Source organism: Methylobacterium sp. 1A (assembly GCF_058072805.1).
In genome coordinates this window covers 1,525,764-1,546,212 of sequence record NZ_JBYQVE010000002.1, presented here as the reverse complement: position 1 = coordinate 1,546,212, position 20,449 = coordinate 1,525,764, and the positions used below count along the sequence as shown (strand labels likewise).

The following is a 20,449-nucleotide window of genomic DNA, read 5'->3' as shown; positions in this document are numbered from 1 at the left end:
GTACCGCGCGCCCGGTGGCCCCGCTCGGACTCGGTCGGACCCCGCCACCGGCGCGCGCCGCCGCAGCCTGCGGCGGAGTGTTTCACGGGAAACAGCCCGCGCTCCGGCGGGACGAGATACGGCGACGAGACACGGCCGAGATGCACCATTTTCACTATCGCGACGGCCGCCTGCACGCCGAGGATGTCGACCTGACCGGCCTCGCCTCGGAGGTCGGCACACCGTTCTACTGTTACAGCACCGCCACGCTGGAGCGGCACTTCCGCGTCTTCGCGGAGGCGTTCGCGGCCGACGACGCGCTGGTCTGCTTCGCCATGAAGGCGAACTCGAACCAGGCCGTCCTGCGGACCCTCGCGGCCCGGGGCGCCGGGATGGACATCGTCTCCGGCGGCGAGCTGCAGCGGGCCCTGGCGGCCGGGGTGGACCCCGGCAAGATCGTGTTCTCGGGAGTCGGCAAGACCCGCGCCGAGATGGAGGCCGCACTGAGGGCCGGCATCTTCTGCTTCAACGTGGAGAGTGAGCCGGAACTCGCGGTCCTGTCCGAGGTGGCGGTGGGCCTCGGCCTCCGCGCGCCGGTCTCGGTCCGGGTGAACCCCGACGTGGACGCCGGCACGCACGCCAAGATCTCCACCGGCAAGTACGAGAACAAGTTCGGCATCCCGATCACCCGGGCGCCGGCTGTCTACGCCGCTGCGGCCGCCCTGCCGGGGATCGCGGTGCACGGCGTCGACATGCATATCGGCAGCCAGATCACCGATCTGGCGCCCTTCGCCGACGCGGCCCGGCTGCTCGCCGGCCTCGCCCGGGAGTTGCTGGCGGCCGGCCATCCCCTGCGCCACATCGATTTCGGCGGCGGCCTCGGCATCCCCTACCGCGACGATAACGCGCCGCCGCCGGACCCGGCCGCGCTGGCGGCGACCCTGCGGCCGCATTTCGCCCCGCTCGGCCTGCGGCCGGTCTTCGAGATCGGCCGGATGATCGTCGGCAATGCCGGGATCCTGCTGACGCGCGTGCTCTACGTGAAGCACAGCGAGGGGCGGACCTTCGTGATCGTCGACGCGGCGATGAACGACCTGATCCGCCCGACCCTGTACGAGGCCTATCACGGCCTGCGGCCGGTCATCGAGCCGGGTCCCGAGACGCCGCGCCTCGTCGCCGATGTGGTCGGCCCGGTCTGCGAGAGCGGCGACTACCTCGCCCTCAACCGCGAGATGCCGGAGGTGAGGCCCGGCGACCTGATCGCCGTGATGAGCGCCGGCGCCTACGGGGCGGTGCAGTCCTGCACCTACAACACCCGGCCGCTGGTACCGGAGGTTCTGGTGCGGGGCGACCGCGCGGCGGTGGTCCGCCCGCGCCTCGACGTCGACGCCCTGATCGCCCTCGACCGGGTGCCGGACTGGCTGGCGTGAGCCGCGCTCCGGAGGGCGCCGCCGCCCCCAGGCCGCTCCCGGGACCCGACGGGCCCCTGCCGCTGTCGGTCTTCATCATCGCCCACAACGAGGTGGACCGGATCGGCGCGACGCTTCGGGCGGTCCGCGGCCTGACCGACGACCTCGTGGTGGTCGATTCCGGGTCCACCGACGGCACGCAGGCCCTGGCGGAGTCGCTGGGCGCGCGGGTGCTGCACCATCCCTGGCCGGGCTACGGCCCGCAGAAGCGCTTCGCAGAGGAGCAGTGCCGGCACGTCTGGCTCCTGAACCTCGACGCCGACGAGGTGGTGCCGCCGGAGCTGGCCCGGGAGATCCGGGGCCTCTGGGCCGCGGGCGAGCCGCGCCGGCCGGCGTGGCGGATCGGCATTGCCGAGATCTTCCCCGGCGAGGGCCGGCCGCACCCGCTCGCCTACACGCTGACGCCGGTCCGGCTCTACCGGAAGGATCGGGGCCGCTACGCCGCCTCGCCGGTCCACGACCGGGTGGCGCTGGAACCGGGGGTGAAGCCGGGCCGGCTCCGGGGCGTGATCCACCATTTCTCGGTGCGCTCGCTCGGCGACCAGCTCGACAAGCTGAACCGCTACTCCGACCAGCAGGCGGACGACTTGGAGTCGCGGGGCGTGGTGATCCCGACCTGGCGGGTGTTCGTCGAACTGCCGGGCAATTTCCTGAAGGCCTATCTCGGCCGCCGCCACTTCGTGCGGGGCACCTACGGCTTCCTGACGGCGATGAACTACGCGATCTCGCGGCATCTGCGCGTCGCCAAGCACGTCGAGCGCCGCCGCGTGGCCGCCGGCCGCCAGGATCGGGTTGACCCGCCGGATCCGACCTTCTAGAGCCAGAGCGCCGGAGACGTGGCCGAGCGGCTGAAGGCACTCGTTTGCTAAATGAGCATACCCAGAAATGGGTATCGAGGGTTCGAATCCCTCCGTCTCCGCCATCCAATTTTATGATGGCAAAACAACCAGTTAGATTGGCATCCGCCAGGTATTTTGTAGTTTTTTTGGTGGGCTGCGCTTTGTAGCTGACGGCTGGTTAGTATGGCGGTTCCGGTGGAGAGGCTGTGCCACCGAATCACCCTAGGTCATCGAGAAATTCCGATCCGGGACGCACGCCGGTGATCAGCAGGCGATCCCGCGCGCGCGTGCTGGCGACGTAGAGCAGGTGTCGCTCGGTCTCGTAGACCTCCTCTAGCTCAGCCTCATCGCTAACCGTGTCGATGCGATCTTGAAGCGGGAGCACGCCGTCGTCGCAGGCGAGCACGGCCACGGCCTTGAACTCTAAACCCTTCGCCAAGTGCATCGTGCCGACGGTGACGCTAGCCCCTGAAGCGCTAGGAGCGTCCCCCGGTTCTACAGGCACGAGGCCAGCGGCTTGGGCGACGGCGCGAGCGCGGTCGAGCTGAGGACGGTCGCGGACGAATAGGCCGATCTCGTCCGGCGCGATGCCATCCGCCCGGGCGGCTTCCAGGAAGCCTAGAATCGCTTCGCGCTCGGCAGCCTCGTCGGCGAGCTTGAGCACCTGCGGGCGCGGCCCGTCGAACACCGAGACCGTGCCCTTCCGCGCCTCTTCGCGCCCATCCATGTCTTGGACAGCGCCGGGGAGCAGTCGGTCGGCGGCCTCGCGGATCTGGTGCGAGGTGCGATAGTTCACCTTGAGCGTTGTCGAGCGCCCGCGCACGTCGACGCCGAGCGCCTTCCACGAGAACGGCGGCTGGAAGATGCGCTGGCCAAGGTCGCCGGCGAAGAACAGGCGATCCTCACCCTCAGGTGCGAGTGCACGCAGGAAGCGCAGCTCCGAGACGCCCAGGTCCTGCGCCTCGTCCACAACGACATGCGTGAAGGGCGGTGTCGCGGATGCACCGTAATGAGCTGCGAGTCCGCTGAACACGCTCGCCCAGGTCGCCAGACCCTGCGCGGCCAGCCGGGCCCGGGCCGCGGTGAAGACCGGCCAGAGGGCCGCGCGCTGCTTGGCGCCGAGGCGTGAGCGACGACCGGGGCGGGGCGTATCCGCGTAGGCGGTCTCATCCGCGACCTGCCAGGCGTCGATCACGTGGCGGAACTCGCTCACGAGGAACCGCTCAGACCACGCCGCATTCCCGCTCGCGGCCTCAACTAGCGCCGCCCTGATCTGCGCTAGCGTGGCGACCCGAGGCCGGCGCATGTGAACGAGCTGGTGCAGCTCGTCTGCCAGCCCATCCCAGGGCACGACGGTGATGCGGCCCCGGACTTGTGGCTCCACCGCAATGAGGATGTCGACCTTGCGCTGCAGCGCGTCGGCTAGGGGCTTCGAGAAAGTGGTGAGCAGCACACGCGCGTGGTGGTCGGCGCGAGCGAGCCGAACGGCCCGGTGCACAGCCACCACCGTTTTGCCAGTGCCAGCCGAGCCAGCGACCCGAGCAGGGCCGCTGTAGGTCTTAGCGATCACGCCGGCTTGGGAGGGGTGCAGAAACACCGACCAACGCTCCCAGGGCGCATCGAGTGCGACCCGCAGCGCCTCGACATCCTCGATGACGCGGAAGCGGCGCTGCGCGTCCGGGTGCTCGAAGGGATCGACGGCCGGCTCGACAGGCTTCGGCAGGCGACCGGTGGCCGCGTATTCCAGGAGCGCCTCGGCCGCCTCAGCCGGCAGGTGCGCCGCTAGATCAAAAAACCGCGCCTCGGTGGCCGCCCGCACAGGCTCGACCCAGTCTTCCGGCACACCGACGCCGAGCAGGTCGTCGGTCTGAAGCGCGTCGAATAGCGCGGGCTCCGGCGTTGCTCGCTCGGGCTGCGCCTTCGTGAAAAGGGCAGGCGCGGCCTCCTCAACCCGCTCGCGCGACTCGACGATCTGCACGGCGCCGGTGCGCGGGTGGGCCTCGATGCGCCGCCGTTCGGCCCAGGCGTAGGCTTTGTCATGATGGTCAACGTAAGCGAGCAGCAGACTGCCGGCGGTGCGGTGGACTATGATGCGGATGTCGCGGTTGACCCGCACAGACCAGAAATTTGGGTCCCGCGCAGCCTCGATCCGGTGGAACTGTAGGCCTGGCCCGGACGGATCGAGCTGCATGTCGAAGGCTGAGGTCTTCACCGCCTTCTGCTCCTGGGCGGGCAGGCGAGCTAGTGCGGCGCTGAAGGTGTCGGCAATCCGAAAGTCCATTATCCACCCGTTCTAGCCTTTTCGCGTGCTGCACGCCGATCCGCCTTAAGTTGAATGAATGCAGCCTTAGTCATGGCTGAAAATTGAAGCTTTCCATCAGCAAGATAATCCCTTATGCCCAATGCAAAGGGACGAATTCTTCTATAAGCAATTTGCGCTTGTGCTGTGTCGTATGTAATAACATTTTTAATTGCATTTGAGAGGTGTATACCATTCCGCAGTTTGTAAAATCTCTTTATATCAGGAGCAATACTTGAGTGTATAAAGCCAATTTGAACGCAACAGTCAACTTTGTCATCGAATTTGATCGTTGTTTTGTCTCTCTTGATAGTTTTCTTTTTACACAACAGAAGATCAGCCCCATCTATATCAGAGAATACGATCTTTTTGCTATAATCAGACGGGACCAATTCAGTCCCCGAGAATAGTTTTTTGACCGCTTCATTATCTTTGTAAATATCTTCCAGCATATATCCTACTATTGCTTCATATATAGAAGCATATTGAGTGATTTGAAATTTACTGTGAGCGTGAAGTTCTGTTCCGGTGCAAGCAAGACCTTGTCCAAGTTTGTATATATATCTTGCGCCTGAATACGCGATTACGATCTCATCAAGAAGTTTGGCATCCGCGATGAAGCTAAAAAGTCCCCGGATGTAACTGTCTGTTTCATTGTATTTTCTGCAATATTCGTTTACTTCGGTGATTGTGGCGTTTGGAAGAGTTTTCATACTAAACCCCATACACCTTTATCACCTCATCCCCGAAGTGGTTGATAACTTTGACGGCGATCCTTCCCGTTCGCGGTCGTGCGAATGGCCGGCTTGTGGCTCGGTAGAGAGTCGCCCAGGCAGCCTCGTCGATTTCGGCCTTCAGAGCGGTCTTCAGCGCCTTGTAGGGGTCGTTCGCGCCCAGGAAATAGGCGTGGCGGACGAAGAAGCTCTCCTCGTCATAGTCGGTGTCGACGAACCACGCGGCGATGCCAGACGTGTCATTCGAGCGCACGTCGCCGGTATTGGGGTCGAACACGTCGACGCCCTTCACCTCCACTTCCAGCCGGTCTCCGTCGAGGCAGCGGATCTCGATATCGGGCTCGCCGAACACCACGAACAGGTTGCCTTTGCCGGTGATCTTAAGGTCGTCGGCCATGTGCAGGTCGGGGTTCATTTTCGCCTGCAGGATCGGCAGCGGCCCGAGCTTGGTCAGCTCGCTCGCGTGCGCATCGTAGGCGAAGGCGCAGGCCACCAGCACGTCGAAGCGGGCGTCGGCCGCCTCCCGGGCAGCAGCTACAAGGTCCGGGCGCGACAGCGTGCCGAACTCGGGGCCGATCAGGATCGCGGCGCGGCGCTCGACGTCCTCACCTTCGACAAATCGCCCTTCAGCGCCAATAAATTTTCCTGGCCAGGGCTGAAGCATCGTGAAGCGCACTCGGTCAGCGCGGTCGCGACCCTGGACGCCGGCGGCGGCGAGGTTCTCCAACACCATCGCGGAGAAGTCCTGCGCCGGGGCGGTGGCTACGTCGCGGGCGCGGCGCCCGTCTAGTGCCTCGAACTCCGCGTCAAGGTCGAGCTCGTCGGCGGGGATGACGCGGTGGGGCGAAAGGCTCTCTACCGTGAACGGGCCCGCGACCCGGACCTTACCCGCGTCTACATAGGGCCGGTCGTAGAGCATCTCCACGTCGGCGGCCCGACCAATTGAAGCGTCGATCTCGCGCTGCCGGGCGATCCGCGCCTCCCGCCACGCGGCGTGCGCCTGTCGCGCTGAGTCCGGCCAGCCTGCGCCGGCCTCGCGGGGGATCTGCCACTCCTCCCAGGTCTGTCCGAGGGCGGCGTTGAGTTCGCCGCGCAGGGGTTCGAGCAAGGTCTGGAAGCGCTCCCAGATCACGTCGATCTCGGCGTTGTTGGCGATCGACTTGAGGGTGACGTGCGGGGCGCGCTCGTAGACGAAGCCTTGGCGGATGTCGCCGTAGGCCGCGCTCTGCGGCTGCGGGCGACCCGAGACTGCCTGCTCCTTCGCCCGGCCCTCGGGACTGTCGACGAGCAGATAGTAGGGGTAGCGGGCCGACATCAGGCGCGTCCGGGCAAGCGCCAAGGCGACGCGGCTTGTGTCAATGGTCATCCAGCGTCGGCCCCATTGCTCCGCCACGGTCGCCGTCGTGCCTGAGCCGCAAGTAGGATCGAGGACAAGGTCGCCGGGGTCAGTGGCCATGAGGATGCAGCGTTCGATCGCCGTTTTTGAAGTCTGGACAGTGTATATCTTCGGATCCGCGCGACTCTGGATTCCTCCGATATCCATCCAAGTATTTGTCAAAGGATACGCGGGAAAATCCATCAAAAATCGGACATATCCAAGACTGTTTGATGAAGCATGTATTCTGCTCGCAATCTTCAACCTCTGCATACCAACAGCGTTGGTCTTCCATTCTCCTTGTGCCGGCATAAAGCTTCTGCCGTTAATTTCTACCTTAAATATGCCCGCCCTCGACTCACGTATGCGAGGAGACGTAATGTTGTCGATTCGGAACACCTTACCTTTTGATAATCCGTCGGATTTCAATTTGGCAGCCAAGGCGAGTGAAAGGCGCTCACCATTTTCAAATTCAACTTGATCATATTTCGACCCGCCAGAGCCGCCAATTTCTTTCGACACAAAAAGCTGGTTGAACTTCGTGTGATCTTTGTTCTTCGAATACCATAAAATGAAATCTGTTGTATTAGCGATGAACTTGCCAGTCGTTGTAGACGTCTTAGAATAAGATAATACCGAAATAGAATTTTCGGATCCAAATACCTCATCCATTACCGCTCGAACACGGTGCACATTCTCGTCGCCAATCTGAACGAAGATAGACCCGCTCTCGTGAAGAAGCTCCCGCGCGACAGTCAGCCGGTCACGCAGATAGGTAAGATACGAATGGATGCCGTCCTTCCAGGTATCGCGAAACGCCTTCACCTGCTCAGGCTCGCGGGAGATATCAGTCTGCTTGCCGTCCTTAACGTCGCGCGACTGTGTCGAGACCTGCCAATTCGAGTTAAACTTGATGCCATAGGGTGGGTCGAAATAGATGCACTGCACCTGCCCCTTCATTCCCTCCCGCTGGGCTAGTGATGCCATGACCTGCAGGGAGTCGCCCAGAATCATCCGGTTCGACCAGTGCTGGTCGTGGGCGTAGAACTCTGTGCGTGCCTCCGAGTCGAGGCCGTTGAAGTCGGCGAATAGGTCCGGCACGTCGTCCTCGGGCATACGCGTGCCCGCCCGGCGTAGGTCGTCAATGATCGCCTTCGGGTGGATCTTCTCCTGGATGTAGAGGGGCGGCGCCTGGACGATGAGATCGGACCAGTCCTGCTGGTCTTTGCCGCGCCAGACGAGCTGCGCATCGCCGATAGCCGTCTCACCAGTCTCCATAAGCGCCTGCACCTGCTCGCGCGTGAGCCGGATGCGGGCGCCGTTCCAGACGATCTGCGGGTCGAGGTCTTGGTCGCGCGGGCGAGTTTCGCCGCTTGGGAGCGGCCGAGCACGGGGATAGGGCTCGGGCGCAAAGCCGGTGATCGCCTCCTCGGCCTCAGCGAAACTCTGCAACTCAGCGGTGGGGATGTTCTTCCGTGCGGCCTCATCGTGCGTGAGGGTCTCGACGGACTTGGTTATGCTGCGGGCAGGTCCGCGCGCCATTACTCTGTGTCTCCCAGGATGTCGGTGATCGCGGCGGCGTAGCGGTCGGTCTCGGCAGCGAGCCAAGCGATCAGCCGGGCGCGGTCGCCGGCCGCCGCGTAACTTCCATCGACGGTCTTCATGAAGAGGTATGCGGCTCTAGGATCGAATGGCACGCTAAGGCGCTGAGCCAGTGCGTCCCTGACCGGCTCCAGGCGTTCGGCGATCTCGGCTGTGCTGGCGCCGCGCGGCCCGCGCACACAGATCCCCGCGTAGCGCTCGGCAATGAAGCGCGACAGGACGAGGCCAGTGCCGCCGACCGAAGCCCAGCGCTGAATGGCGCCGCTCGGCTTGCCCCGAGCTGTCTCTGCGGGGATCTCGGCGCAGTAGGCGGACCAAAAAGCGTGGCGCGCCTCACCCGCGGGCCCACGCTCATTTCCCTCTCTCGCCGCCTCCTGAAGGCGCTTCTCCCAGTCGTTCGGTCGCTCCAGCACATCGAACAGCGGCGCTAGCGGCGAGTCGCCGATGCGCACGACGCGCAGGCGCACGGCGAAGAAGTCGAAGCCTGGCGCCGTGTGCTGGTTAAGCCATCGGATTGCCGAGAGGTGCGCCTCCCGGAACTCGGGCGCGACCCAGACCACCGTGCGTGCGTCGAGGCCGGCAAGGTAGGTGAGGATCTGGCCGAGATGGCCGTGGTCGCTGACCTCCAGCTGATTCTCGATCAACACGGCGCGGCCGTCCGGCACTGTGTGAGCGAGGATATCGGCGGCGAACCGCGTGACCGCGACCTCCGAGTCGACGTGCTCCAGCTTCAGCCCAAGCGCCTCGCCGAGCCGGTCGAGATTGGCCGCCAGCCATGGGGTGAAGCCCAGTGCCTCATGCGCCCAGGCCCGGCGCACGGCGACGTCCTCCAGGCGCCCGAGATCGACGGCGCCGGTCACGCGAAGTCCTCGACCGCGACGAGGCTGTCCACAAGCTTGCGGAAGCTCTCTTCGATGGCGAACACATCGCGGAACTCGTGAAAGGCGAAGCGGCCGTGTGCACCCAGCGCGTTGACACCCGGGACCCAAGACACAGCCATGGTCTCGGCCTTCAGCTGTGCGTCGGTGCCGCGATAACCCTTGGTCTCCAGCACAAGGGTGAGCGGATCGGTCCGGCCGTCGTCTAGGCGCACGAGAAAGTCCGGCCGGTAACGGCGCGGCACCGCTCCATCGCGATAAGGCACCTCGAAGCCGAGCCCCTGGTTCTTCACGTAAGCGAGCACCCGCGGGTGCGCCTCCAACACTCTGGCGAGTTCGCCCTCCCACTCGGAGTCAAGCACGACGTGGCTGACGTGGGACTTGCTTGGGTCAGTCTCCCAAACCGCCTTCGAGGTGGTAAAGCTGACAATTCGGGTCGAGCTCACCGGGTTGTAGGGGTCGAGCACAGCCTTGATGCGTTTGGCGTCCGGCACCGAGCGCTGACAGGCGAGGTAGATGAACTCCACCGCTTGCTCGGCGAGCTGCGGGTAGAGCACAGCGGCCCGCGGGACCCCCTTCGCGACGAGGTAGCCTCCGTCGAGCCACTGGCGCACCACGCGCTGGGCTTGCCCGAACAGGTGGACGGGCAGATGTTCGTCCGGGTCGCGCAGGCGCGTCTCCAGTAGACGCTTGGCGAGCTTGAACGACAGCTCGCTCGGACGCATGTCCTTGAACGCCTCCTCAGCGTCCAGCGTCACCTGCTCGCCGACGATGCCGGCCATGTGCACCTTGGCTGGGCCGACGTTCGCCGGTGTCAGGGTAAAGTGGCTCTCGTTGGTGAAGGTCGCGGAAAGCCGCTCGTTCGGCAGATCGAAGCGGTAGCCCTCGACCCGGGGGAAGCCAATCTCGAGGTCCGTGCGCTGTCGCAGGGCTTGGACGCGTGTGAGCTTGCGGGGTGCAGCCGGCACCGAGACGACGGGCTCGGCGGTAAACGAGAATGGGATGCCGAGGATATCGGCATACTCGACGTTGAACAGCCCCTGGTCGTTTAGCTCGTAGGACTGCCGGCGCAGGCCGCGCCCGACCACCTGCTCGCACAGGAGTTGCGTGCCGAAGGCTCGCACGCCGAGGATGTGAGTGACTGTGTTGGCGTCCCACCCTTCGGTCAGCATCGACACCGATACGACGCAGCGCACTCGCTCGCCGAGCCGGCCCTTCCGGCCCACCGTGTTCATCACTTCCCGCAGCAGGTCTGCGTCCGTGGTCTCGGCCGCCGTGACTGCGTCGACCCCGCGCTCGATCCGCTCACGACGGAACTGCTCGATTTCTGTGCCCATCATGTCGCGGAAGGCGGGGTCGAGGGCCTCGCCCGACTCAAGCTGCTCGCTGTCGATGAGCAGTGTGTTGGGTCGCGCGAGCCGCTGGCGGTTGTCGTCGTAGTTGCGGAACAGGCGCAGGTGTCCGACGTGGCGCGTTTCGGCCTCGCCGTCGGCGTTTGGCCGCTCGAACCCGGCGATCCACTCGTAGACGAGCTTTGAGGTCGCCGTGTTGTTGCATACGACGATGAACACCGGCGGCACGTCGATGCCGGCTCGTTCCCAGGCCTCGCTCGTCTTCTCGTAGTGCGCGTAGAGGGCGTGCAGCGCCGTCTGGAGCTGGCTCGGGAAGACGTGAGAGAGCGGATCGAGGGTGCCGGCCTTGCCTGCACCCTTCTTCGGCATCGCCTTGCCGATGTGCTCCCACAGCTCGCGGTAGAGCGGCACTTCGCCGCTCGCGGCGTTATCGGCGATCGGCACGCGGGGCAGTTTGACGATGCCGCACTCGATGGCGTCGATGAGCGAGAAGTCGCTCACCGTCCACGGAAACAGGGTGCCCTCTAGGTAGCCCGAGCCGCGCAGGAAGAACGGCGTGGCCGAGAGGTCGTAGACCGCGCGCAGGCCGACCTTGCGCTTCAGCGCTTCGATGCCGGAGATCCAGAGCCGGGCGGCCTCAGCGTTGCGCTTGGCCTCCTCGCGGTCCTCAGCGGCGACCGAATCCTCAGCGGCCCCGGGCTTCTCGCGGTAGCAGTGGTGCGCCTCGTCGTTGATCACCACGAGGTTCTTGATCGGCAGCAGCTCGCGGCAGACCCGCTGGAGCATCGCACCCTCGGACTCGATCGTGTCGATCGGCGCGTGCCGGCCCTGAAGCAGAGAGCGCCCAACCTTCGAGACTTCCAGCGTCTCGCGGCGCTTGAACGCGTGGTAGTTCGTCAGCACGATCTTGGCCTGCCCCATGTCTTGGAGCATGTCGGCTGGGACCAGCTCGCGCTTGTCGTAGTAGGCGTCGGGATCGCCAGGCATCAGCACGCGCAGGCGGTCGCGGATCGTGATCCCCGGTGTGACCAACAGGAAGCCTCGGGTGAAATGCTTCGCGTTCGGGCTGCGGACCCAGTTGATGGTCTGCCACGCGATCAGCATGGCCATCACCGTCGTCTTGCCGGCGCCGGTCGCCATTTTGAGCGCGAGACGGGGCAGGCCGGGATTGGCACCCTCGTTCGCGCCCTCGATGTGTCTGATCAGGTGCGCATACTGGCGCTGCCGCCCGGCAACCTCCGTGAGCCAGATCGCGGTCTCGACGGCCTCGACCTGGCAGAAGAACGGCCGGGGCCCATGCCAGTCGCGATCACGCCGCCAATGCTGGAGCAGCCGCTGTGTCGCCGGCGTGACGCCCCAGTCCGCTGGGTTCGGCAGCGCGCGCCAGGAGGCGACGTGCCCGCGGATCTCATTGATGATCGGAGTCGGGTTGTAAGCCTGATCCGCGGAGGTCAGACCGCCGTCGTCGCCGAGCCCCAGATCCGCCTGCTTGCCTCTGCCGCGCTGCTTCTTCGCCTTCGGCACGGGCGTGATGAGCGCTGAGCGCCGACGACCCTTGACCGGCTCCTGGTCGAGGGGCTGGCCGTCTGCGTCCAGCGCGTGATGTTGGGTCGGAACCTCGTAGGGCGAGTTGAGGATCGGCTGCTCGAAGAACGGCTTCGCCACGCTGCCTCACCCTCCTGCTCGACGGGCCATTGAGCCTTGAGGGTGGATACCGAGATCAGCGACCCGACGCGAGCAGCGTGACCACCGAGTCATCGAGAAGCTGCGCACTGTGCCATGCGCGCAACTTAAGGCTGGCAACTGCCCACCGTAATCGCAACCAACTTGGTGGCGCAAACCTCGACGGCACCAAGGCGATCTAGTCGTCGGAGATAGCACGGGCTTCGTGCTGCAGGCGCAGCGAGTCTCCGACGGCGAGAAATTTCGCCTCCGCCCCGCGCCTCAAGGCCAAGCGCCGCGCCGCGCCGCCGAAGCAAATCCCGAGGCTGACTCGCTACAAAGAGCGAGACACCGGCCGCTGGCCAACGCAGCACCACGAAGAAAGACCCAACAGATGCCCCTCTCATCTGATCGCCCCCGCATGCCCGATGAACTCCTCGACCGGTCGAGCCTCAAAAAGAGGACAGCCGACATGATCCGCGCGGCCAAGCACATGCGTCCCGAGGACTGGCGCGTCGAGCGCGATCTGTCGATGAGGAAGTGGTTCGACTACCGTTTTATGTCGCCACTCGACGCGACCTTGCAGTTCATGGCGGACTACAAGTTCGCCTTCCACGCCAAGTGGAGGAGCGACTTCGACGCGGCCACGGCCGATTTGAAGCGCGGCACGGCCAAGGAGGGGCTGTTCGCAGACCGCCGGGAGTTCAGCACGTTCTGGAACGCGCGTGTCTGCGCCGACACGCTGGGCGTGCGCTACCGCTTCTTCATCTTCACGACGATGGAGGCGGTGTTGCGACGTGGGAAGTGGAGGCGCGTCCCCCGTCCCGGACAGCTCTGGAACAAGCCGGACTGCCTCGCCGCGGTTGAGGCCAAGTGGGAAGAAGAGCTGGCTGGCCGCCAGGCGGTCTCGGCATTGGCGCATTATCGACCCGAGAATTTCCTGGGCCTCCCGCACCAGCTTGATCATCAACGGCACGCGCTCGAGGTCGTCAAGAAGCGGTCGAACTTGAGGCACGCTCTCGGGAGCTACATCGACACCGACCGCCTCGTGAGCGTCGAGCAGGCAGAAGCTACCTACGGCACCCGGGTGGTGGCCATGGCACGGGAGGCGGTCAGCGGGACTGCCCCGCCCGTGCCGCCGGACGTGCTCCCACTCGTCCAGTTGCTGCCGTCCTGTTTCGGTCTGCCGGTCGCCGTGGACCGCGCGCTGCCGCCTTGTGCGACCTGCCCCTTGGTCGAGCGGTGTGCGAAGGCATCGGCCGTCGCCCAGGCCTGGTCGATCAAGCTCTACGGCGATGACCCCGTGGCCGCGCATAAGCGGGCGCAGTCGCGCGACCGGTCTCGCCGATATCGAGAGCGCGGTCGTGATGGCCGGGGTGCCGCCGGCACCACCTTGCAGGACCTGACCTAGTCCAGAGCCGGGTCAGCCTCGGTCTGACTTCACCTCCACATACCCCGGCGGCACACCTCATGGACCGGGGCCTGCTTTTAGCGCGCGTCACGCTTTCCATAAATCTAATACACCTTGAGGAAGTATTTAACTTATGGAAAGCGTGACGTTGATCTGCTTCCGGGGGATGATCCTGGGGTAGGGAGGTCCCGGAACACGAAGGAAGCTGGCTTCGGAGGACGCGAACGAGGTCCCGGGACACCCCTGTGCTGCGGCGAATGAGGCCTCCGTCTCGTGACACAGAGCCGCTGCCCCTCGAGTTCCGCCACCTTGACCTCCTACGCCTACCCCAACGTCTCGGCGAGGTCGGCAGCGCGCAGGTGCATGTCGCGCTGAAGCACGCGCAAGCTCCCACTGGTTCGACATCGCGGCGACCTCGACGACGTTGAAACTCCCTCGATCTGCTTGAAGTAGCCCCCTAAATGACCGGACAGGGGCTCACGCTTATGGAAGTGTGTGCCTATGACCGACCGTATGGTGAGTTCCAACGACCCGCCCCGCGCCGAGCGCGTCGAGGTGATCACCTCGGTCCAGCGCCGGCGGCACTGGACCACGCAGGAGAAGGTGCGCCTCGTCGAGGAGACCTATCTGCCTGGCCAGTCCGTCTCGCTCGTCGCCCGCCGCCACGGGCTGAACGCCAACCAGCTGTTCACGTGGCGTCGGCTGATGGAGCGCGGCGCGTTCACGGCCGCCGGTGCCGGTGAAGAGGTGGTGCCAGCCTCCGAGCTTCGTGTTGCCCAGCAGCAGATCCGTGAGCTGCAGCGGCTCCTGGGCAAGAAGACGCTCGAGACCGAGATCCTGCGCGAGGCGATGGAGCGGGTTGCCGCCCCCAAAAAGTTGCCCTCGCGCGTGACCTCGTGGCCGGGGGACGGCCGGTGAGCGCTGTGGCCGCAGCTTTGAGCGTGTCGCGCCCGCACCTCGCCTCGTCCAGGCAGGCCTCCCCCGCCTGGAAGCCCAGGGGCCGACGCGGCCGTCCGCCTGCACCCGACGCCGCGTTGCTCGGCGCGATCCAGGCGCTTATCGCCGATCTGCCAACCTACGGCTATCGGCGAGTCCATGCCCTTCTGCGCCGGCAGGCCGAGCGGGATGGGCGGCCTGCGCCGAACGCCAAGCGGGTTTACCGGGTCATGAAGGTGCACGGCCTCCTGCTCCAGCGACATGCGGGCGGAGCCGAGACGCGCCGTCACGAGGGCAAGGTGGCGGTGGCCGTGCGCAACACGCGTTGGTGCTCGGACGGGCTGGAGATCGCGGCAGAGAACGGTGAGCGTGTGCGGGTCGCCTTCGCGCTCGATTGCTGCGATCGGGAAGCGATGAGCTACGTGGCGACCACGGCGGGCATCACGGGCGAGGACGTCCGAGACCTGATGGTGGCGGCCGTCGAGCATCGCTTCGGGGCGGTCAACCAGCTACCGAGCCTGATCGAGTGGCTGACTGACAACGGCAGTTGCTACGTCGCCCGCGACACGCGCCGCTTCGCCCGCGAACTCGGCTTGATACCGAAGACGACGCCGCTGGAGAGCCCGCAGAGCAACGGCATGGCCGAAGCGTTCGTGCGAACCTTGAAACGCGACTACGTGCGTGTCTCGGTGCTACCGGATGCCGAGAGCGTGCTGCGCCAGCTCCCCGTTTGGTTGGCGCACTACAACGATCTTCATCCTCATCGCGCGCTCGGCTACCGCTCGCCGCGCGAGTTCATCACCCGATCAACCCAGGAGACCCTGTCCGGTCTTTAGGGGGCAACAACATCTGCTGGAACGCCGCCTCGTGCTTCAGATCGTGCAGGTTTAGGTCCTGCCGCCCCACACGGCGCCTCAGGCAGTCCCAGGCGAGCCTGACGGCTCTTGCAGCAGCGGGAAGAGCGCGGGCACGCTCTCGCCCGCCCTGAGCGTCCTCAGCGCGTCTACGGCCCGTGTGGACAGCCTGGCTGTGCAAGAGCCGCATGAACCAGCGGTTTTCATAGCCCCGCTTGGGCGGGCTCTACCTCAAGCTCCATCACACTTGGCCCTTCGGCGATGGCGGTTCAGACGACGCTCGTTTCGTCGAGGTAGCAGGCTCGAGTTCCCTCTGCAGGATACATCACGGCTTGCACGGGCAGACGCAGAACGGGCCCTCACCAAGGTGACCCGCCCGAAGGAGGAGGCCTCCAGTCCCTTGTTGGTGCAAGATCTAGGCGGCTGGCACTTCCACAGCCGCAGCCTCGACGAGGGAAGTCACCTCAGCGTGGAGGTCAACGGTCTGGCCCGGCGCTGAGATGGAAACCACGAGTGCGTAGCGGCCCTTGGAGTTCATGCGCTTCTGACCCAGGTGCGACTTCCACCAGCCGCCGACGGGGTAGACCGCGATGCCATCGTGACCTGCGAGATCGACAGCGTAGCCCCGCCATAGGTCGCAGTGGAGGGACCCTGCCTCAACTGCCTTGGGACCCAACAACCAGTAGTCCGCCTCTTGCTGACTAACCGTGCCGTCCTTCGCCTGGCTCGCGTTAATCCGGGCACGGAAGCGCGGTTCGCTCTCGGCGCGCTTCTTCATGGCGAAGCGCAGGCCGTAGGAGCGGTAGGTGTCAGGGCGAGTCGCGGCTTTGCCGCTTAGGTTCGGCTCCATAAAGTAGGACAGGGTCACCTTCATGGTGACGATCTCGTTCTCGAGCGCCTGCAAGGCCAATCGCGGCCAAGGCAGCTTATAGAAGTGCATGTCGTTGAAGACAGCGCTACTCCGATCCTCGCTGAGGACGAAAGGCTGGATCTCGGCCTGGGTGATTAAGGTCACGTCATTGCGCGATGACAGGATTGCGCGTTCTAAGTCCGGCACGCCGTAGCCGAACTCACGTAGGAGCTGCTGCTTCTGCCGCTTGTTGCCGGTTTTCCAGTGCGCACCCGTTCCAATAAACTTGGCACGGATCGGTTGCGGCCATGTCGCAGAGTCGACCGTGAGAGCCCGATGCGTCTCAGGCCACAGGTCCGGGAGCGCGGCTTGTAGGCGTCCGACGAAGTTGCCAGCCACACCGACGGCGGCACTTGTTGCCCAGAACGACAACAAGGGCTCCGCGACCACGTCAGAACCGGTGGTCAACAGGGCCACGCTGTCATGAGCGTCGCAGTCGCCGGACTCATCGGCGACCATGTTGCCAGCCTCGAAGAGCACCTCGGGCTTGATGGGCGTTAGGTCGTAGGGGAGCGCGTGGGAGCCGAGGCTGAACGGGCTGCGGTGGTTGGCCGGCACAACAGGCGTCAAACCACGCGGATGCTTCGGCGGTGTGTCTTTGCGGGTGAAGCCGCCGACCGTAAGCGCGTTCCAACTCTGGGCAGGGTCCTCGAGGGACTGCAAAGTCTCGATCTGGGCGCGAGGACCGGGCTGCACATTGCCCGTCGCAACCAGGACCAGCCGCCTCAAGCGGTCATCATCAGACCCGCTATCGCCCACCTCGCCCTTCATGGCACCGGCCGCAACCTGATCGAGTGCTCCGCTCCAGCTCGAGGGGCGGCTCGACGGGAAGTGGGTTGCGGAGTTTGCCAAGCAGAAGCTGCGCAGGATGCCCGGCCGCTCGAGCTCGGCAGAAGCAACGGCTCCCTGCGTGAATATCCCCCAGCTTCGCGGTGGAGTCTCGGGGATGCCGGGCGGGGGAAGGAGCTTCATCGACTCCGCGCTGTGGGTCAGGGCGACCGGCGCGGCGCTGTTCATCAACGACTCGAGATCACCATAGAGTGCCAAGCCGACCAAACCAGTGCCATGACCACCATGGCGATGGTGATCATCGACACCCCAAGCTTCGTTGTAGGTCCACGCTCCCTGTAAGCCGGGCAGCAATAGCGGGTGAGCGGCACTGACTCCGGTGTCGAGAACGCAGACGGTCGGGGCTTCAGCGGGGGGTGGAGTGAGACGACCGACTAGGTCGTTGACGAAGTCGTGCTGCCCGATCTTCCGATCCCGCCGGTCTAGGAAGGGCTCGATCGTGCCCGCCGCGCGGCGAACTTCAGTGATTGCACCGGGGACTTGGCTCGCAAATACGAGAAGCGCAGCGACGGCGGCATGGACGTAGAGAACGGTCGTGTCCGGGAACTCGAGCTTGTCGGGGTGGACGTCGAAGTTGGCAGCGCGGGCATGTGCGGCGAGGCTGGCCACCAGGGACTTCTGTCCGCGCACCCAAAGCTCCCACCAGACGGTGTCCGGGGCGGAGAAGTCGACCGCACCTGTAAAGAGCAGCGCGGGTGCCGCCGCGTTCAAGGTCTCGATGAGCTCGAATTTCTCGACGTCCGGCCGCTCCTGATTTCCAGGGTTGCGACCGTATCGCTTGATGCGGTTCTCCAAGAACGCATGCGCGTCGTCTGGCACGAACCATACGGCGTGTTCCGTGCGATCGTCGCGGCGCTCGGTGCGCAGGATCACGATCCCCTGCTTAAGGAAATCCAACCCAGACGGCACCTTGGCCGCCTTCGTGCGTGAATTCTGATCCGGCGCTCTCGTTGCTATCTCAACAAGCGCACCAGGTTTGAGATTGTCGATCTGAAGTCGAGGACCGCCGCCTAAAGACGAGCCGGTCATGGCGGCAGCAAGTTGGGTGATGAGCGAAGCGGCGTGCGCGGCGTAGTCGGAACGCAAAGGCTTCCGATTAATTTCATTGGTTCGCGGCTTATACTTGAAGTTCTCTTTGAATTTTTCGATTGAAATATGCTGGAGATCTCGAGCGCCGTAATTTTCATCAGCCATCAAATTATTTCCTAGAACGCACGTCCCTCTATTTGTTATGAAAATGTTATTTGATGCTAAGAGGTTGTAGCTCGCCTAAATTTGCCTCTGAGAGTCTGTCGATCTTGAAGGGCCGAACGCAATGCAGCGGTTTCCACGGTAAGAGTGCCTTCGAGAATGGCGTCGCGAATAACGGCATCCGCCGCCCGGACAAGCTCGGCTTGGCTCAGCCCTTCATAGGTTGGCTTTAGGCTCGACCAGGATTTCGCATTCAGCTTGTAGCGGCCCAGGCGGCGTTCCAGCAGGCTCTTGGCTGCTGCTGGATCGGGTAGGCCATACTCGATCACCTCCTCGAACCGGCGCGCCAAGGCCTCGTCGAGGATCTCGACATGGTTGGTCGCCGCTAGCACGAGGCTGTCGGTCGCGTTCGGCTCCTCCATGAAGGTCAGCACGGAGTTGAGCACTCGGCGGATCTCACCGACGTCGTTGGGCTCGCCACGCCGAGCCCCGAGAGCGTCGAATTCATCGAGGAGGTAGACGCCGCGGGTCTGGGCCACCTGGTCGAACAGGACCCTCAGCTTCGCGGCTGTTTCACCTAAAAAGCGGCTGAACACGGACTCCAGGCGAACGGTGAAGAGCGGGAGCTTCAGCTCACCGGCCAAAGCAGCGGCCGTCATCGTCTTACCGGTGCCAGGGGGACCTACGAGGAGAATGTGAGCGGGCGGTGTCTGGCCGTGCTCACGAAGGGCAGCGCGCTCCTGCTGCTGTCGCACGATGCGGCTCAGCCGGACGCGCACGCTATCAGCCAGCACCATGCTCGCCAGCGAGATCTTCGGGTATGTGCTCTCGACGAGGCCCTGGAGTTCACCGCGTGGGCGCGCCATCGGGATCGGCGTCTGTCCCGACGCTAGCCGTCCGGTCCGCTGCTGATCGCGAGCCTTCTTAACAAGCCGCTTCAGCTGCTCGGCTTCGTCGGCCCGGCCCTGCCGCGCTTCTTGGGCAGCCACCTGCAGCGCGATGGAGAGAACCTGCTCGTCGTCACCATCGACGTGCGAGCTCAGAAGGGCGAGTAGCTGCTTGGTCGACATAGCCCTCCCCTTCTGACCGCATCAACCCCGTATACCTACTGTGATCCTAACAGGCCGTGCACGAGAACAAAACACCAACAAACCGCACGGTGCTAGCCGGCGCCTCCTTGGGCAGCAAACACTTAGCTTGGCTTGATACCAGTTGGCGCTGAGATGGCCAGTGGCTCGACCACGGTGCTGACAGCAACCGTGCGCCCGTCTAGCGCCGCTCGAATGCGACGGAGGATGGGCTGCTACCGAGCTGCCACGCTCTCCCGTTCCCCACCAGATCCTCGGGTGTGACCGCGTCGACCAGCCGAGCGTCCAAGGCGAGTTTCGTGATCAGCGCCCGCAAACTCTGTCGGGCTCGGCAGGAAGAGTTTTTTCGCTCATTCGCACATGGGCGAAAAATAGAATGCGAGCATGCTCTCCTAGGAAAACGCCTCGATCAGGCTACGTCCAACTTGTCCGTTTTGATGAAAATCGCGATCACAGCGGACATCTAGGGGACACGCGGGGGACAAAACCGGACAAAATCGCATTGGTCGTATTGAGCGCTCAGGACACTTGGGGGACACGTTGTCCGGCTGCCAGACACCTTGGAGACTTGGAAGCGTGGCTAAGCCCATCCCGATCTGCCCCCGCTGTGGGCAACCGGCGACCCAGACACTGACACCGACGGGCCGGAAGAGCCGCTGTGAGCCGTGTGGGTTGTGGTCGAAGGGCAGCAAGCCGCTCCGCGACGAGGCTGGTCACCAAGCTCATGGGGCACGCGTCCGCGCCAGGCAGAACGCCCACCTCTGCTTCGACCCTCTCTGGAAGGAAGGCCTCGTCGATCGGGAGATCGCCTACGAGTTACTCGCCCAGGAGCTCGGCATTGAACGAGACGACTGTCACATGAGCTTGATGGACGCCGAGGTCGCCTTGCGTGTCCCTCGCGCCGTCAAGGCTATCCGGGCTTCCTTGGCGGCTGCACCAGCGGTGGAAACGAGCGCGCGCGCTCATGATCCTGAGACCCGGACCTACTGAGCTTCGTCACTGAGGGGCTGCTTAAGGTGGC

Annotated in this window: 12 protein-coding genes and 1 tRNA gene; 6 read left to right on the top strand and 7 right to left on the bottom strand. The window is 64.5% G+C overall.

Features of this window, described 5'->3' with window-relative positions:
- Positions 1-140: 140 nt before the first annotated feature.
- From lysA to ACX9MN_RS27300, 3 genes are all read left to right on the top strand, one after another.
- Complete coding sequence (gene lysA / locus ACX9MN_RS27310; RefSeq protein WP_091928102.1) at positions 141-1,409, top strand: diaminopimelate decarboxylase; 1,269 nt, start codon at positions 141-143, stop codon at positions 1,407-1,409.
- Positions 1,406-2,266 (top strand): glycosyltransferase family 2 protein, encoded by an 861-nt coding sequence (locus ACX9MN_RS27305; protein ID WP_489725989.1) that lies wholly within the window; start codon positions 1,406-1,408, stop codon positions 2,264-2,266. The genes lysA and ACX9MN_RS27305 overlap by 4 nt, the downstream gene beginning before the upstream one ends.
- Before the next feature lie 12 nt (positions 2,267-2,278).
- Positions 2,279-2,370, top strand: a tRNA-Ser gene (locus ACX9MN_RS27300).
- Between the two features lie 134 nt (positions 2,371-2,504).
- On the opposite strand, the gene ACX9MN_RS27295 is transcribed toward ACX9MN_RS27300, so the two are convergent.
- Genes ACX9MN_RS27295 through ACX9MN_RS27275 form a run of 5 tightly spaced genes read right to left on the bottom strand, consistent with a single transcriptional unit; the run spans position 2,505 to position 12,192 of the window.
- Positions 2,505-4,568: a 3'-5' exonuclease gene (locus tag ACX9MN_RS27295; protein WP_489725988.1), complete on the bottom strand. Its 2,064-nt coding sequence runs from the start codon at positions 4,566-4,568 to the stop codon at positions 2,505-2,507.
- Positions 4,568-5,299 (bottom strand): hypothetical protein, encoded by a 732-nt coding sequence (locus tag ACX9MN_RS27290; RefSeq protein ID WP_489725987.1) that lies wholly within the window; start codon positions 5,297-5,299, stop codon positions 4,568-4,570. The genes ACX9MN_RS27295 and ACX9MN_RS27290 overlap by 1 nt, the downstream gene beginning before the upstream one ends.
- A gap of 1 nt (position 5,300) precedes the next feature.
- Positions 5,301-8,237: a site-specific DNA-methyltransferase gene (locus ACX9MN_RS27285; RefSeq protein WP_489725986.1), complete on the bottom strand. Its 2,937-nt coding sequence runs from the start codon at positions 8,235-8,237 to the stop codon at positions 5,301-5,303.
- Positions 8,237-9,157, bottom strand: a complete 921-nt coding sequence (locus tag ACX9MN_RS27280) for a hypothetical protein (protein ID WP_489725985.1) — start codon at positions 9,155-9,157, stop codon at positions 8,237-8,239. The genes ACX9MN_RS27285 and ACX9MN_RS27280 overlap by 1 nt, the downstream gene beginning before the upstream one ends.
- Complete coding sequence (locus ACX9MN_RS27275; protein ID WP_489725984.1) at positions 9,154-12,192, bottom strand: BPTD_3080 family restriction endonuclease; 3,039 nt, start codon at positions 12,190-12,192, stop codon at positions 9,154-9,156. Before ACX9MN_RS27275 ends, ACX9MN_RS27280 begins: the two co-directional genes overlap by 4 nt.
- Positions 12,193-12,610: 418 nt before the next feature.
- Here ACX9MN_RS27275 and ACX9MN_RS27270 point away from each other — a divergent pair, with 418 nt between their 5' ends.
- Both ACX9MN_RS27270 and ACX9MN_RS27265 read left to right on the top strand, forming a co-directional pair.
- Positions 12,611-13,600, top strand: a complete 990-nt coding sequence (locus tag ACX9MN_RS27270) for a hypothetical protein (RefSeq protein ID WP_489725983.1) — start codon at positions 12,611-12,613, stop codon at positions 13,598-13,600.
- A 513-nt stretch (positions 13,601-14,113) separates the two neighbouring features.
- A protein-coding gene (locus tag ACX9MN_RS27265) for an IS3 family transposase (RefSeq protein WP_489725237.1) occupies positions 14,114-15,372 on the top strand; the annotation gives its coding sequence in 2 pieces (ribosomal slippage) (positions 14,114-14,458 and positions 14,461-15,372; 1,257 coding nt in all).
- A gap of 433 nt (positions 15,373-15,805) precedes the next feature.
- Here the strand turns inward: ACX9MN_RS27265 and ACX9MN_RS27260 are convergent.
- Both ACX9MN_RS27260 and ACX9MN_RS27255 read right to left on the bottom strand, forming a co-directional pair.
- The gene (locus ACX9MN_RS27260; protein ID WP_489725982.1) at positions 15,806-18,343 is read right to left on the bottom strand and encodes a S8 family peptidase; all 2,538 of its coding nucleotides are present in this window, start codon (positions 18,341-18,343) and stop codon (positions 15,806-15,808) included.
- A 56-nt stretch (positions 18,344-18,399) separates the two neighbouring features.
- Positions 18,400-19,410 (bottom strand): AAA family ATPase, encoded by a 1,011-nt coding sequence (locus tag ACX9MN_RS27255; protein ID WP_489725981.1) that lies wholly within the window; start codon positions 19,408-19,410, stop codon positions 18,400-18,402.
- A gap of 594 nt (positions 19,411-20,004) precedes the next feature.
- On the opposite strand from ACX9MN_RS27255, the gene ACX9MN_RS27250 reads away from it, so the two are divergent.
- Positions 20,005-20,418 carry a zinc-finger-containing protein gene (locus ACX9MN_RS27250; protein WP_489725980.1) on the top strand — a complete coding sequence of 138 codons (414 nt, stop codon included), beginning with the start codon at positions 20,005-20,007 and terminating at the stop codon, positions 20,416-20,418.
- The last annotated feature ends 31 nt before the right edge of the window (positions 20,419-20,449 follow it).

Bases quoted from the DNA above. Each gene is read 5' to 3' on its own strand.
- lysA (WP_091928102.1), top strand. From the start codon at position 141: ATGCACCATTTTCACTATCGCGACGGCCGCCTGCACGCCGAGGATGTC.
- ACX9MN_RS27295 (WP_489725988.1), bottom strand. From the start codon at position 4,568: ATGGACTTTCGGATTGCCGACACCTTCAGCGCCGCACTAGCTCGCCTG.
- ACX9MN_RS27290 (WP_489725987.1), bottom strand. From the start codon at position 5,299: ATGAAAACTCTTCCAAACGCCACAATCACCGAAGTAAACGAATATTGC.
- ACX9MN_RS27285 (WP_489725986.1), bottom strand. From the start codon at position 8,237: ATGGCGCGCGGACCTGCCCGCAGCATAACCAAGTCCGTCGAGACCCTC.
- ACX9MN_RS27270 (WP_489725983.1), top strand. From the start codon at position 12,611: ATGCCCGATGAACTCCTCGACCGGTCGAGCCTCAAAAAGAGGACAGCC.
- ACX9MN_RS27260 (WP_489725982.1), bottom strand. From the start codon at position 18,343: ATGGCTGATGAAAATTACGGCGCTCGAGATCTCCAGCATATTTCAATC.
- ACX9MN_RS27255 (WP_489725981.1), bottom strand. From the start codon at position 19,410: ATGTCGACCAAGCAGCTACTCGCCCTTCTGAGCTCGCACGTCGATGGT.